General features: G+C 51.5%; 11 protein-coding genes. 2 read left to right on the top strand and 9 right to left on the bottom strand.

What is annotated here, in order from left to right:
- Window positions 1-83 precede the first annotated feature (83 nt).
- A complete protein-coding gene (locus tag AC1DUO_RS02450) occupies window positions 84-770 on the bottom strand; it encodes a GntR family transcriptional regulator (protein WP_013574394.1) in 687 nt (228 codons plus the stop codon).
- A gap of 90 nt (window positions 771-860) precedes the next feature.
- Window positions 861-1,688: an AraC family transcriptional regulator gene (locus tag AC1DUO_RS02445; RefSeq protein ID WP_199533867.1), complete on the bottom strand. Its 828-nt coding sequence runs from the start codon at window positions 1,686-1,688 to the stop codon at window positions 861-863.
- A 281-nt stretch (window positions 1,689-1,969) separates the two neighbouring features.
- Here AC1DUO_RS02445 and AC1DUO_RS02440 point away from each other — a divergent pair, with 281 nt between their 5' ends.
- Window positions 1,970-3,379 carry an MFS transporter gene (locus AC1DUO_RS02440; RefSeq protein WP_013574396.1) on the top strand — a complete coding sequence of 470 codons (1,410 nt, stop codon included), beginning with the start codon at window positions 1,970-1,972 and terminating at the stop codon, window positions 3,377-3,379.
- Window positions 3,380-3,402: 23 nt separating this feature from the next.
- Window positions 3,403-5,376: a glycoside hydrolase family 127 protein gene (locus AC1DUO_RS02435; protein WP_166859956.1), complete on the top strand. Its 1,974-nt coding sequence runs from the start codon at window positions 3,403-3,405 to the stop codon at window positions 5,374-5,376.
- Window positions 5,377-5,381: 5 nt separating this feature from the next.
- Here the strand turns inward: AC1DUO_RS02435 and AC1DUO_RS02430 are convergent, their stop codons facing one another.
- From AC1DUO_RS02430 to yegS, 7 genes are all read right to left on the bottom strand, one after another.
- Window positions 5,382-5,936: a chorismate mutase gene (locus AC1DUO_RS02430; RefSeq protein ID WP_013574398.1), complete on the bottom strand. Its 555-nt coding sequence runs from the start codon at window positions 5,934-5,936 to the stop codon at window positions 5,382-5,384.
- Window positions 5,937-6,213: 277 nt separating this feature from the next.
- On the bottom strand, window positions 6,214-7,503 hold the full coding sequence (locus AC1DUO_RS02425; RefSeq protein ID WP_015689485.1) for an MFS transporter: 1,290 nt from the start codon (window positions 7,501-7,503) through the stop codon (window positions 6,214-6,216).
- Between the two features lie 123 nt (window positions 7,504-7,626).
- A complete protein-coding gene (locus tag AC1DUO_RS02420; protein ID WP_119261354.1) occupies window positions 7,627-8,640 on the bottom strand; it encodes a Zn-dependent oxidoreductase in 1,014 nt (337 codons plus the stop codon).
- Between the two features lie 11 nt (window positions 8,641-8,651).
- Window positions 8,652-9,866 (bottom strand): D-mannonate dehydratase ManD, encoded by a 1,215-nt coding sequence (gene manD / locus AC1DUO_RS02415; RefSeq protein ID WP_013574401.1) that lies wholly within the window; start codon window positions 9,864-9,866, stop codon window positions 8,652-8,654.
- 191 nt (window positions 9,867-10,057) lie between these two features.
- On the bottom strand, window positions 10,058-11,071 hold the full coding sequence (yiaK, locus tag AC1DUO_RS02410) for a 3-dehydro-L-gulonate 2-dehydrogenase (RefSeq protein WP_449632214.1): 1,014 nt from the start codon (window positions 11,069-11,071) through the stop codon (window positions 10,058-10,060).
- Window positions 11,058-12,620, bottom strand: coding sequence for an MFS transporter (locus AC1DUO_RS02405; protein WP_112151273.1), 1,563 nt, complete (start codon window positions 12,618-12,620; stop codon window positions 11,058-11,060). The genes yiaK and AC1DUO_RS02405 overlap by 14 nt, the downstream gene beginning before the upstream one ends.
- Window positions 12,621-12,865: 245 nt before the next feature.
- Window positions 12,866-13,753 (bottom strand): lipid kinase YegS, encoded by an 888-nt coding sequence (gene yegS, locus AC1DUO_RS02400; protein WP_354566632.1) that lies wholly within the window; start codon window positions 13,751-13,753, stop codon window positions 12,866-12,868.
- Window positions 13,754-13,884: the final 131 nt, after the last annotated feature.

The raw sequence follows: 13,884 nt of genomic DNA, 5'->3' as shown, positions 1-13,884 counted from the left end.
CAAGTTGTCATACAGATTTTAGGGATAACCCGCAAAATTTGATCGCTGTCGTTCACTGTTTGTGTATTACAACGTCCTTTTACTTACTCGGCATCAAACCAGTCACTGTTCTGTTCGGCAATCGGGGTAATGGTGGAAATCATTTCCTGCAAATGAATGCGGATAGCTTTTTCAGCGGCGTCCGGGTCATGCGCTTTCAGCCCGTCAAAAATCGCATAATGTTGTGCAATCAGATTTTCCGGCGGTGACACTTTACTGAGTGTCAAAAAGCGCACGCGATCCATTGTCGCTTTGATGTGCTCGACGGTTTCCCATGCCAGGCGGCAGTCGATGATCTGCGCAATCGTGCGGTGGAACTCATCATCCAGCAACAGGAATTCCTGCGTTTGCTGACTCTTTGCCGCCAGCGTCTGACGCTCAAGATTATGTTCGAGCAAGGCCAGATCTTTATCGGTGGCGACCATGGCTGCACGGCGTACCACGGCGGTTTCGACTGCTTCGCGAATGAAGCGTCCGTCGGCAACCCGCTTGGAGGAAATTTTCATTACATAGGTGCCGCGTTGCGGTAAAACCTGAACCAGCCCGGCTTCGGCCAGTTTGATAAAAGCTTCGCGAACCGGCTGGCGGGACACATTAAAGCGTGTGGAAATCTCTTTCTCCGACAGGAATGCCCCCGGCGCGATGGCACAGGTGACGATGTCCTGACGCAAGGTGCGATAAATCTGCTGATTAACCGGCACATTACTGAGAAATTCAAAGGAGTCTGTCATGGGCAAAAGTTGTCTTTAAAGTCGGGAAACGACAATACTAACATGAGTTTTCTGATGTTTTTGAGATTGTTAGCGCAAGCTTTCATCAAATTATTGGGAGTTTATATGCTCCCGGCAATACAGCTTTTTATAGGCCGCGGGTGTGATACCCAGCAGTTTACGAAATACCCGGCGAAAATACGCCACATCGTTAAACCCCGTCAGGCGTGCCACGTCCGCCACATTGCCGGTATTGGCCAGTAGCAGCTTTTCTGCTGCAGCGACACGTTGTTTATGCAGCGCATCCGTCAGCGTCATCTGAAAGGTCAGGCGGAAAACCCGCCCGAGATAATCGGCATTACAGTGCAGCCGCTGCGCCAGCTCAGAGGCCCCCAGTGGCAGATGAAACTGTGTGGTGATCAGCTGACGGGCTTTGTAGGCCAGCGCCACGCCGGGGCCGCCGGGTTCGATATTCTCCGGCCAGGCGCGCGAGACTTCCTCTAACAGCAAAATCAGGAACAGCTCAAGAGAATTACCGCCGCGTTCCTGTTCATATAAAAATAATCTGAACAGCGTTAACAGGGTTTCACTGTCCCTGACTTTACAATGCTGTGGAATATTTAGCTGTAAAGAGGGACTATTTTGCTGTGGTTTAATGATTGCTATATCTTCCACAATATCAAAATGCAGCCAGTAAAATTTTAAATCGGGATCAAAGGTTGTGACGCCTTTATGTTCCCTGCCGGGAAATAACAGTAAACTTTCTCCTGTATGCAAATCAAAACGCGTATTTTCTTCCTGTAAAGACAACGAGCCACGGACGACATAAATTAATTCGTGCGAACTCAGGCGTCGGGTCGGATGTGTGCCAATTCCTCTGGAAATGAACAGGCCACCGTTTTGCACTTTAACCGGGTAATTTACGGAGAACGTAAGCATTTCAGGCATTTTAAGGCACTCATCAGGCAAGTTTTGCCTGACAGTAGCACAGGAAACGTGCACCACCAGCCGGGCATGAAGAGGTTTTGATCTGCTTCACAGATTCTGGATGTGAGTCGGAATTGTCCCGTTTAACTACTTTTCTCTCCTCTTGTTGGCATGAGAACCCTATGCCAGATTTATGGCGTACCTTATTTCATCTCAGGGCTGATACGAATAATTAGCCTTATTCATTGTGTTCCTACAGCTTATAAATAACGATATAAAAGCGAGGAAAGATAATGCCAACAGATTCAGTTAATACAGGTTCTGCACCGGTAAACGGTGAGGACAGAATACTTTCTGCTAATGCCAAACTTTCTGTCAGTGAAAAAATCGGTTATGGATTAGGTGATGCCGGTGGCACGATAATTACCTGTCTTATCACCAGTTTTCTGACATTCTTTTATACCGATGTTTTCGGGCTGACACCTGCGATTGTCGGTACGCTGTTTATTTCGCTGCGTGTGATTGACGCGATTTCCGATCCGCTGATGGGCATTCTGGCTGACCGCACGCAAAGCCGCTGGGGACGTTTTCGTCCCTGGCAGTTATGGATCGCGTTGCCTATTGGCGTGGTCGGATTTCTCACTTTTACGGTACCCGGCCTGAGTGGCGATGCCAAAATTGCCTACGCCTTCTTCACCTATTTCCTGCTCTCCGTGTCCTATACGGCAATCAACGTGCCGTACTGCGCGCTGATTAACACCATGACCACTGATCATCGCGAAGTGATGTCTTGTCAGTCGTGGCGCTTTGTACTGTGCGGCGTGGCGGGCTTTATGGTTTCCGTCGGGCTGCCGTGGCTGGTGCAGGTGTTGGGTAAAGGCAATGCGGCGGTGGGATATCAGCAGGGCGTAGGGTTGCTTTGCGCGGTTGCTGTGGTGATGTTCCTGTGGTGCTTCTTCACGGTACGCGAACGCCTGCCCCTTGCACTGCTCGGGCAATTCAGCGTTAAGGAACACATTCGCGGGATGCTGAAAAACGATCAGTTGCTGCTGGTTTTACTGATGTCTTTCCTGCTGATCAACGTGTTCAATCTGCGTGGCGGCGGCTACATGTATTTCATCACTTATGTGCTGAAAGGCGGGGCGGGCTACGCCTCTATGTTCTTCGGCATGGTAACGCTGGCATCCATTCTTGGCGCGGTGATCGTCAATCAGCTGACCAAATTTATCGACAGCGTGCGGCTGTATATGTTGACTAATCTGGTACTGGCGGTGTTTTCCCTGATGCTGTGGTTTGTCCCTGCCGGTGAACATTATCAGACGCTGTGGCTGGGTATCATCTTTGTACACTGTGTGATCCTCGGGTTCACCTTGCCGCTGCACTTTTCCATCATGGCGTTCGCCGACGATTACGGGCACTGGAAAAATGGTATCCGTTCCTCCGGCATGAACTTTGCCTTCAATCTGTTCTTTATCAAACTGGCCTGGGCATCAAGTGCCGGGATCATCAGCCTGGTCTTCATTATGGTCTCTTATCAGGCTGGCGCAGAGCATCAGACTGCAGCGTCGCTCGGCGGGATCACTTTGCTGGAAACATTGTTGCCTGCGGCGATGCATCTGCTGCTGGCGGGAACGCTGATGTTTTGCAAACTCGATAACAAATTGCTGTCGCGGATGTCGCACGATTTGGCCGCAAAAATCTAATTTACTGTTTTTCAGGAGGTTGTATGCCGTTTTCTCCGGTTGATTCTTTAGAAGTGCCTTTGCAAAAAGTGAATGTTTCCGATGCGTTCTGGCTGGAATATCAGCGACTGGTGAAAGATGTGGTGGTGCCGTATCAGTGGAAAGCGCTCAACGATGACGTCGCCGACGCCGAACCAAGCCATGCCATTGAAAATTTCCGGATTGCCGCCGGGCAAAGCGATGGCGAGTTTTATGGCATGGTTTTTCAGGACAGCGACGTGGCTAAATGGCTGGAAGCGGTGGGGTATTTGCTGGCGAAAACGCCGGATCCTGCGCTGGAAGCAACGGCGGATCAGGTGATCGAGCTGGTCGGCGCGGTGCAGCAACCTGACGGCTATCTGAACACGTATTTCACCGTCAAAGAGCCACAACAACGCTGGGCCAATCTGGCTGAATGTCATGAGCTTTACTGCGCCGGACATCTGATTGAAGCGGGTGTGGCCTATGCGCAGGCGACCGGCAAAACCCGGTTACTCGAGATTGTCTGCAAACTGGCGGATCACATTGCAGACGTTTTCGGGCCGGGCGAACAGCAACTGCATGGCTATCCGGGGCATCCGGAAATTGAACTGGCGCTGATGCGTTTGTATGAACAAACTGCCGAAACGCGATATCTCGAACTGACCCGCTATTTTGTTGAACAGCGCGGCACACAGCCGCATTTCTACGATATCGAATATGAGAAACGTGGAAAAACCTCGCACTGGAATACTTACGGTCCGGCGTGGATGGTGAAAGATAAGGCCTACAGTCAGGCGCATGTACCGGTGGCTTTGCAGACAACGGCCATCGGGCACGCGGTGCGTTTTGTGTATCTGTATGCCGGTGTGGCGCATCTGGCGCGGTTGAGTCAGGATCAGGAAAAACGCGAGGTGTGCCAGCGATTGTGGGAAAACATGACCCAGCGGCAGATGTACATCACCGGTTCAATCGGCTCGCAAAGCAGCGGTGAGGCGTTTTCTTCCGACTATGATTTACCCAACGACACGGCTTACACCGAAACCTGCGCATCGATTGGCCTGATGATGTTCGCCAACCGTATGTTGCAGATGGATTCTGACAGCCGTTATGCCGATGTGATGGAACGTGCGCTTTATAACACCGTGCTGGCCGGTATGGCGCTCGACGGCAAACATTTCTTTTATGTGAATCCTCTGGAAGTGCATCCGAAAAGCATTCCGTTCAACCATATTTATGACCACGTAAAACCGGTACGTCAGCGCTGGTTCGGCTGTGCCTGCTGTCCGCCGAATATTGCGCGTCTGCTGGCGTCGCTCGGCCATTATATCTATACCCAGCGCCCGGACGGTGTGGATATCAATCTGTATATCGGCAGTGATGTCGAAGCGACCATCGGCGGAAAGGCGTTGCGACTGAAACAGTCCGGCGGTTATCCGTGGGCAGAAGGCGTGCTGATTGAAATCGATACCGATCAGCCACTGGAAGCCACGCTGGCGCTGCGTTTACCTGACTGGTGCGCCAGTCCGCAGGTCACGCTCAATGGCAACCCGCTTGAACTGACCAGCCTGACGCAACGTGGATATTTGCGTTTGACGCAGGAATGGCAGAAAGGCGATCGCATTGAAATGATGCTGCCGATGCCGGTGATGCGGGTGAAAGGCAACGCGCTGTTGCGGCATGTTGCGGGGAAAGTGGCAGTGCAGCGCGGGCCGCTGGTGTATTGCCTTGAGCAGGCTGACAACGGCAGTGAACTGCATAACATCCGCCTGCCGGGTGATGCGCAATTCCGTCTGATTTCCGGCAGCGGATTGTTCGCCGGTAAAACCTTATTGCAGACACAGGGCGAACGCCGGACATCCGTTCAGGCCAGTCAGCAGCCACTGTATCGTTACAATCCGCCAGCGCAACAAACGGTACCGCAAACCATAACCTTTGTGCCGTACTTTACCTGGGCGAATCGTGGGGAAGGAGAGATGCGGGTTTGGGTGGACGAATAAAACCGTCATCCTTCAGCCTGTTTCACGCGTCTGATCCCGGATAACCCCTGGACCAGACGCGCTTTATCCACTTCGGTTAGCTGCGGCGCATGCAGCAGAATCATAATCTCTGATTTATCTTCCTCACTGAACCCGCCGGCCAACAGGCGCTGACTAATGGCGCTCAAAATTTGCTTATCCTGTGCAGAGATGGAGTCCCTGACCCTATCGAGGCTTTTCGGTTTGTCCCCCATATCGGGCTGCGATAACCAGTCAGCAAAATAGCGGTACTGGATAGCTTTGGCGACGTCCATCTGCGCCTGAATAAAAGGAAGCACCGAGTGCGGGTCAAGTCCTGCCTCTTCCGCTTCAGTCTGCGCGAGAGAGAGAACCTTCTTTTCACGCACCAAATCTTCGACCGGTAAATGATTTGCCGCTTTATAAGCCGCCACGTCTTTCATATCCACCATGCGTTCGTTCATCGCCGTTGTGAGAGAAGAGATCGCTGTGGCCGGCACCGATGCCGCATAAACTGAGCCCACCATAAATAACGAAGACAAAAACACCATGATATAAGCCATAACACCCTCAGTTGCGTCAGGAAGAATAAGGAATTTACTTTGCCATCAAAATAATACCGCAGTGTTACAAAGATTCATGCATTACGCCTGAAATGTGCTCTGACGGCTTTTGAGTGATGGGCAGTATGGCAAGCATGGCGTACCGGGTACAGATTGTGCAGATGGCGGAAAGGGCGCTCCCGGAATGAACAGCATCGCGTTAATGTAAGATTACAATCAGCAAATAGGGAAAAATGCCGCTCCCCTGTGGCAGGGAGCAGCATTGGTATTCAGAATATCAGTTGTGAGACAGAGTGGAGTCGGGCAGGTGTTTTGGCGGTTTAATCACGAAGAACACCAGCATTGCACCCAGTGCGGCGACGCCGCCAGCGAGAATAAAGGCACTGTCAAAACGTCCGGTGTTTTGCACAATGAAACCCGTCACGACCGGACCAATGATGCCCGAGACGCTGCCGACCAGATGAATAAATCCGCTGGTGCCGCCGACGCGGGATTTATGCACCACATCCTGAATAATCGCCCAGTAAATCGCACCGGTGGTATACAGGAAGAAAATAGACACTGACATCAGAATGACTGCTGGCACCACGCTGGTGACAATACCGGCGAGGGCGACACAAATAGCCGCGGCTAACAGGCTGACCACTAATATAATTTTACGCGACAATAACAAACGGCCGGTAATATTGAAAATCTTATCAGAAATATAACCGCCCAATGCCAGGCCGACAAAACCGACAATCCACGGAATAACCGTTGTCAGACTCATCTCTTTGATATTCAGGCCATGTGCCTGAACCAGGTAAGCCGGGAACCAGCTGAGGAAGAAAAATAAAATATAGTTGTAGCAGAAGAACGCAAATGCCGTAACCAGAATAATCGGCTGACGTAAATAATAGCCCAGACCATGTGCGGCCTGCGCCATATTCTCTTCTTCGCTTAAATGCTCGTTCTTCATTTCATCAACTAAACGCAATTCTTCCGGTGAAACGCGTTTACTTTTCAGCGGATTATCGGCAACGGTAAAGAACCACACGACCATCCAGACGATCCCGATACTGGCAATGACCATAAACGCCGGACGCCAGCCGAAGGAAATCGCCAGATACCCGACAATCGGCCCGGCCACTGCACCGCCGAGGGGAGAACCGGCGCTGAGCAAGCCCATCGCGGTTGCCGCCTGTTTCTTCGGGAACCAGCCGTTAATCATCTTATTTGCTGAGGCGCAGATCGGGCCTTCGGCCATGCCGAATAATACCCGTAAAATAAGCATGGAATAAAAACCGGTCGCGATAGCGGTCATGCCGCAAAATACTGACCATAAGCCGACGGCTAATCCCATTACCAGCGTCGGACCGAATTTATCCACGGCCAGGCCACCGATAAAGTTAAATATTGCGTAACCAAAGAAGAAGCTGCCAAATATCATGCCGAATTGTTCGGGATTAATGGTCAGTTCTTTTTCTATCATAGGCACAGTAATCGACAGCGCAACGCGGTCGAGGTAATTGATCATGTAAACCAAGAACAGCAAGAATACGATGATCCAGCGTAGGTTCTTAAACATAAATGTATGCTCCACTTGTAGGTGTCGTTTTAATAGTGTTGCGTTTTTATAGGTAGAATATGAGGTACGGGAGGCGGGAAGATATTTGAGATCTTCCCGTCTTGTATAAAAAAAATCAAAAAATCAGAATGTCAGTAAAACCTTGCAGCAGGAACGCTGATCTTTCTCAAACAGCGTTAATGCCGCTTCCACTTCGCTGGCGGGCATCCAGTGCGTCACCAGTTTTTCGGGTGCGATTTTTCCCTGCTCCATCCATTCAATCACCTGGGGGAACCGGTGACTGTTCAGGCGTGAAGAAAACAGTGAAATCTCTTTGCTGGTAATGCTTTGCTGCGTGACCAGGCTGGGCTCGCCGGAGAAACCCATCATACCGATACGTGCTGCCGGAGACGCCAGCAGAATAGCTTCCTGCAAAATCGCCGGATGGCAGGCGGCATCGACGATGAGCGTTGGTCGCACACCTTCAGCGGCCAGTTCATCAGCCACGCTGCGTTCGCTATTGTTGATGATCCAGTCTGCGCCGCTGGCCTGCGCCATCTGCAACCGTTCGTCGATACGGTCAGCGACAATCACTTTCTGCACACCATAAACGCCTTTCAGCACCTGAATCACCGTCAGCCCCATCGGGCCGGCGCCGTATATCAGCGCGGTATCCTGCGGCGTCGGTTGTAGAAACGCCGTGATATTGGCCGCAATAGTAAACGGCTCGACCATACTGGCGAGTTTGTCCGGGATTATTTCCGGCACCACATAAGCGTTTTTCGCTGGCGCACAGGCGTAATCACTGAAACCGCCGTCGCGGTGGACGCCGATAACCTGCAGTTCTGCACAGACATTCGGGCGGCCAATCGAGCACGGATAACAATGTCCACAGCTGACGACCGGATCGATAACCACGCGCTCGCCGATACGTTTGACGTCTACGTCTTCACCGACGCTGTCGATGTGGCCGAAAAACTCATGGCCGATTACCCGTGGATATTTCGCAAACGGATTGTGACCGTGATAAATATGAACATCTGAACCACAGATGCCCGCGTGACTGACCCGAACTCGTACCTCACCGGCGGCAGGTACCGGCAAAGCACGTTGCTCGATGACTAACTTTCCAGGTTTCTGAATAACGACACTGTTCATTTTTCGCTCCCTCACCAGTTCCACAAAGTGCCGTCTTCCAGACGGGCCACCGGCAGATACGCCGGTTCGTACGGATATTTCGCGGCCAGCTTTTCGTCAAACTCAATGCCCAGCCCCGGTTTTTCGCCCGGGTGCATGTAGCCGTTGTCGAACGTCCAGTTATGCGGGAAGACTTCCAGCATTTGCTCGGAATAACCCATGTATTCCTGCACGCCGAAGTTCGGCACCCACAGGTCGAAGTGCAGGGCTGCGGCCATACAAATCGGCGAAAGGTCAGAAGGGCCGTGGGAACCGGTACGCACCTGATACAACGAAGCGAAATCAGCGATGCGGCGCATGCCGGTGATACCGCCAGCGTGCGTCAGTGTGGTGCGGATATAGTCGATAAGCTGTTCTTCGATAAGCTGCTTGCAATCCCAGATGCTGTTGAACACTTCGCCGACCGCAATGGGGGTCACTGTGTGCTGGCGGATCAAACGGAAGCATTCCTGATTCTCAGCGGGGGTCGGATCCTCCATCCAGAACAGGCGATATTCTTCGATGCTTTTGCCAAAGCGCGCTGCTTCGATGGGGGTCAGACGGTGGTGCATGTCGTGCAGCAGATGTTCGTCGAAACCGAATTTATCACGCACGGCTTCGAACAGTTTTGGCGTGAAATCGAGGTATTTTTCCGTCGACCACAACTGCTCTTCCGGCCAGTTACCTTTCGTCGCCGGTTCGTAGGCCAGACCTTTGCCTTTCGCCATGCCGTAAGTCGTTTTCATGCCCGGAACACCGCATTGTGCGCGGATCGCCTTGAAACCGAGCTCTTTATGTTTGGCGTAATCGTCGAGCACTTCATCAATGGAATGGCCGGTGGTGTGGCAGTAAACCATGACGCCGGTGCGGGATGCACCGCCGAGCAACTGGTACAACGGCATGTTGGCGGCTTTGGCTTTGATGTCCCATAACGCCATGTCCACGGCAGAAATCGCCGACATAGTGACCGGGCCGCGACGCCAGTAAGCGCCTTTGTAGAAAAACTGCCAGATGTCTTCAATCTGATGCGCATCACGGCCAATCAGTTGCGGACACACATGATCTTTCAGATATGACGCGACCGGTAACTCGCGGCCGTTCAGCGTGGCATCACCAATGCCAGTCAGTCCGCTGTCAGTGGTGATTTTCAACGTAACAAAGTTGCGTCCCGGACAAGTGACAAAAACTTCAGCATTCACGATTTTCATCGGTTACGACCTTCTGCAGTAAAAGTAGGATGCATTTTCTGTGGTTATAAATACGCCTCATCCTAACTACCATACAAGTATGTTTATCGTTTTTTGCCGGAGAGGATCACACTTTGTGAGGGAAATGTTGCGGGGATTAAAAACAAAACGCCTGCTATTAACAGGCGTGATTTAACGTGAAAGAGCGGCAACTATTCCGCCAGCCGTACCACTTCATCCCATACGGCTTCATCGACCGGGATGCCAAAACGGCGGTTTTCTTCGCGGTTGGAAGCGGCAGTCTGGCCCGGATAACGGACATCGCGGCTGTTTTCGGCGGGGTCGGACTGATTCACATAGTCTGCAACGCTGTCGGCCATGCGTTCGGTGAATTCGGCACCACCGAGTTGTGTCGGGTCAAACACCATAAAAATCTGGCTGGCGCCGGTACAACTGCCTTTGCCTATTTTGTCGATCTCATTGGTGGGCGATCCGGCAGACAACAGCGCGGCCATAGCATCGAGCACAATTGCCAGGCCGGAGCCTTTCCAGTAACCCGTCGGTAAAATACGCATGGAGGCCTCGATTGGGCCAGGATCGTCTGTGAGATTCCCCTCTTTATCGTAGCCGCCGGGGAACGGCAGTTTTTCCTTTTTCAGCCGCGTGACCTGCAATTTACCGTAGGAATATTGTGACATCGCCATATCCAGCACGATCGGGCCTTTGGCCCGGGGCACGGCCATCACGAACGGGTTGTTGCCCACACGGGGGGTTTTGCCGCCCCACGCAGGCATACAGGATTCAGTATTCGTCCAGCAAATCGCCGCCATGCCTTGTTCTGCCGCATGCCAGCCATAACTTCCGCCACGCATCCAGTGACTGCTGTTTTTCAGTGCGACAATGCCGACGCCGTATTCTTTTGCCATCTCCGCCGCTTTTTCGACGGCAAACAGGGCGTTGGTAATGCCGATCCCGCGGTTACCGTTGTAGATGGCGATGGCGCCAAGGGATTTTTCCAGCTCTGGTTTGGCATGAATATCAATCCAGCCTTTTTTAACGTAATCGACAAAGCGCGCCACACGGTTCAGCCCATGGGATGAAATGCCGTCGCAACTGGACTCTGTGTGGATTCGTGCACAGGTATGTGCGCTTTCTTCATCCAGACCGGCTTTTTGCAGGGCGCGGAAGATGGTCTGTTGCATCATGCTGAATTCAATTCTTGGCATGGTTGGCTCCGGTTGAGAGATCATCAGGCGTCAGAGGGGATAATTCTTCTGTCTGGATAAGAATATTATTATCACCCCAACATTTTTCGTACGGCCAGCCGGTAAGTTGCTCGGCAACTAAACGGGCTTCTGGTGTAACATCGTATTTACTGCCGCCGGCTTTCAGCCGCTCAATTTCACTGACCAGCAACGCATGGTTATGTCGGGTGAGACGGAATTTCATTGAGCTGTATAACCCTACCAGCAGGAAAATGACGGAACCTGCGCCAAATACCAGCGTGATGCCGTAAACAGCTTCGACCGGTTGCGTTGCGCTTTTCGGTGTAAATCCGTAATGCTGTAATAACAGGCCAACTCCAAATAACGCCACCGCCTGAACGGCTTTGCGTACAAATGTCATTACCCCGGCGAATATCCCTTCGCGCCGTTTTCCGGTCAGCATTTCATCCACATCGGGAATAAAGCTGTAGATATTCCAGCAAACATAACTGGTACCCGAACGGCCAACGCCCATTAAAATGACGGAGAGATAAAGCAGCGCCATATTAAAAGGCAATTGTAATAAATGAATGGCTAAAAATAACCCGACACTGCCCAGCATAAATAGCTGTGCGATGCGGTAAGAAGCCCCGTTGCCTAATTTCATACACAGGAAAATAAACAAGGCGACGCAGACAAACTGCACCAGAGTCATTAACGTCATGGCATTCGACGCGGTCACGGCGTTTTGCCCGAGGACAAAAATAATGTAGTAGGCCAGCACCGCACCGAGCACGTCGAGGGCGACATAACCGCCAAGATACATCCCGACATGCTGACGGAAGGTGCGGACTTTCATCGTCGAAATCAGGGATTTAAACAGATGTTTCATGTCACGGCGGAAAGAAAGTTTCGGCGCAGCGACGTCAACCAGGATCGGACGCTCCCAGGTGTAGAAGTAAAGCATCAGGATCACCACGGCAAACAGCACGCCAAAAATCACCCCCATAATCAGAAATGATGACGATGAATCTTCACCGAGATAGGCAATGATCCGGCCGGGTAACCAGGCCGCTAATATCGCGGCACCGGTAGAGAAGAACATTCTGACGCCAGTCAGTTTGGTGCGCATTTTAAAACTGGATGTCATTTCCGCTGCCAGTGTTTCATAAGGCACAATTGCCAGCGTATAAGCAGCATAGAATAGAATATAAGTGAAAAGGTAGTACCAGAATCCCATGCCGCTGACCCACATAATAATGTAGGTCACCATAATCAGCGGAGCACCAAATAAGAAGAAGAAACCGCGGCGGCCGTATTTTTTACCCAGCGGATTACGATAGAAATTATCCGTGACATACCCCATAAGCGGATCGAAAAAAGCATCCAGCAGACGTGCTGTCGCAATAACGGCACCGGCCTCTGCGGGGCTTAATCCTGCATAGGTAGTATAGAAAAACATTATCCACAGACCCAAAACCGCAAAACAACCGCCGCCGAAGAAATCTCCTCCGCCGTAAGCCAGCATATTTTTTACCGATATCGGTCTTTCTTTATCGTGATTAATCATACTACCCCTGCATTCCGTCACCGGATAAATAAGAGTCGTAAAAAGAAATACGTCGTTTTTGCCCGCAAAAAATTCATGAATGAATTATTCAGCGACATCGGCAGATTAAAATTAGGTAATGCACCTCTACCATACAAGTATGTGAAGTGGGTTTTATCGGATGGGATCACAAAAATAAGGGCAGAATTCCTCTGTACTGCAAGATGGATCACAGTACAGAGAATGAACAATGAGAAGGGATAATATCAGCCGAGCAGTTCGCACTGAGGGGGTAAGCGGCACTGGATGGCATCAGGCAACACTTCGATACGGAACTGTTTGCCGGTCAGCGGTTCGCCGTCGAGGTTGAAGGTCATGTCGTGCGGCGCGGTGATTTCGAGCCACGGCAGACTGGCAGAAAGGATGTTTTTATTTTCTTCATTGCTGAGCAGACTGCGCAGGAATGAAGGCAGCAGCTCTTCTGATGTCAGAAGGCGTAGCTGCAACAGGCCGTCGTTGATCAGCGCGTCCGGGCAAATTTGTTGCCCGCCACCGGCCTGTCGGCCGTTACCGATGCCGATAACCAGCGCATCGCCTTCCCACTGAAAATCAGGGCCTTTAATTTCGCAGCGGTCAGCTTTGAGCGTATCCAGGCGTAAAAGTCCGTGGATGAAATAGGAAACACCACCCAGAGCTGCTTTCAGTTTTTCCGGTGTTTCCGTAGTGATACGCGTCCCAAAGCCGCCGGTCGCCATGTTGATGAAGAAATGCTGGCTGTTGACGCATGCCAGATCAATATCGACGGCCCGGCCTTTTACCGCCAGTTGTAACGCCTGTTCCGGCGTCGGGGGAATACCGCAGGCGGTGGCGAAATCGTTCGCCGTCCCCAGTGGCACAATCCCCAGAACCGGTCTGACACCGTCAATTTGCGCCAGCGTACCTGCCACTTCGTTAATGGTGCCATCACCTCCACCGGCGATCACGGTTTCACAGCCCAGTTCTATGGCTTCAGCGACATAACGCGCCGCATCACCGTGTTCCCAGGTGACCCGTACTTCCAGCTTCACGCCTTCGGCACGCAGCGCGTTCACCGCTTCGCGCAGTTCTTCGATGGCTGCACCTTTTCCATTTAAAATCAGCAGTGCTGTGGTCATGTACGCTCCTTTTATCTATACATAACAACAATAGATGATTATGACCGTATTTGGCTATCGGATATATCTGTGATGCTTTGTTTCTGGTATTTAATATTTGCAGTTATAGTCAGTCTATAAAAGAGGTAGTT

Source organism: Rahnella sp. P4_A8 (assembly GCF_056402435.1).
The sequence above is the reverse complement of the archived record's forward strand: the minus strand, read 5'-3'. Positions and strand labels throughout refer to the sequence as shown.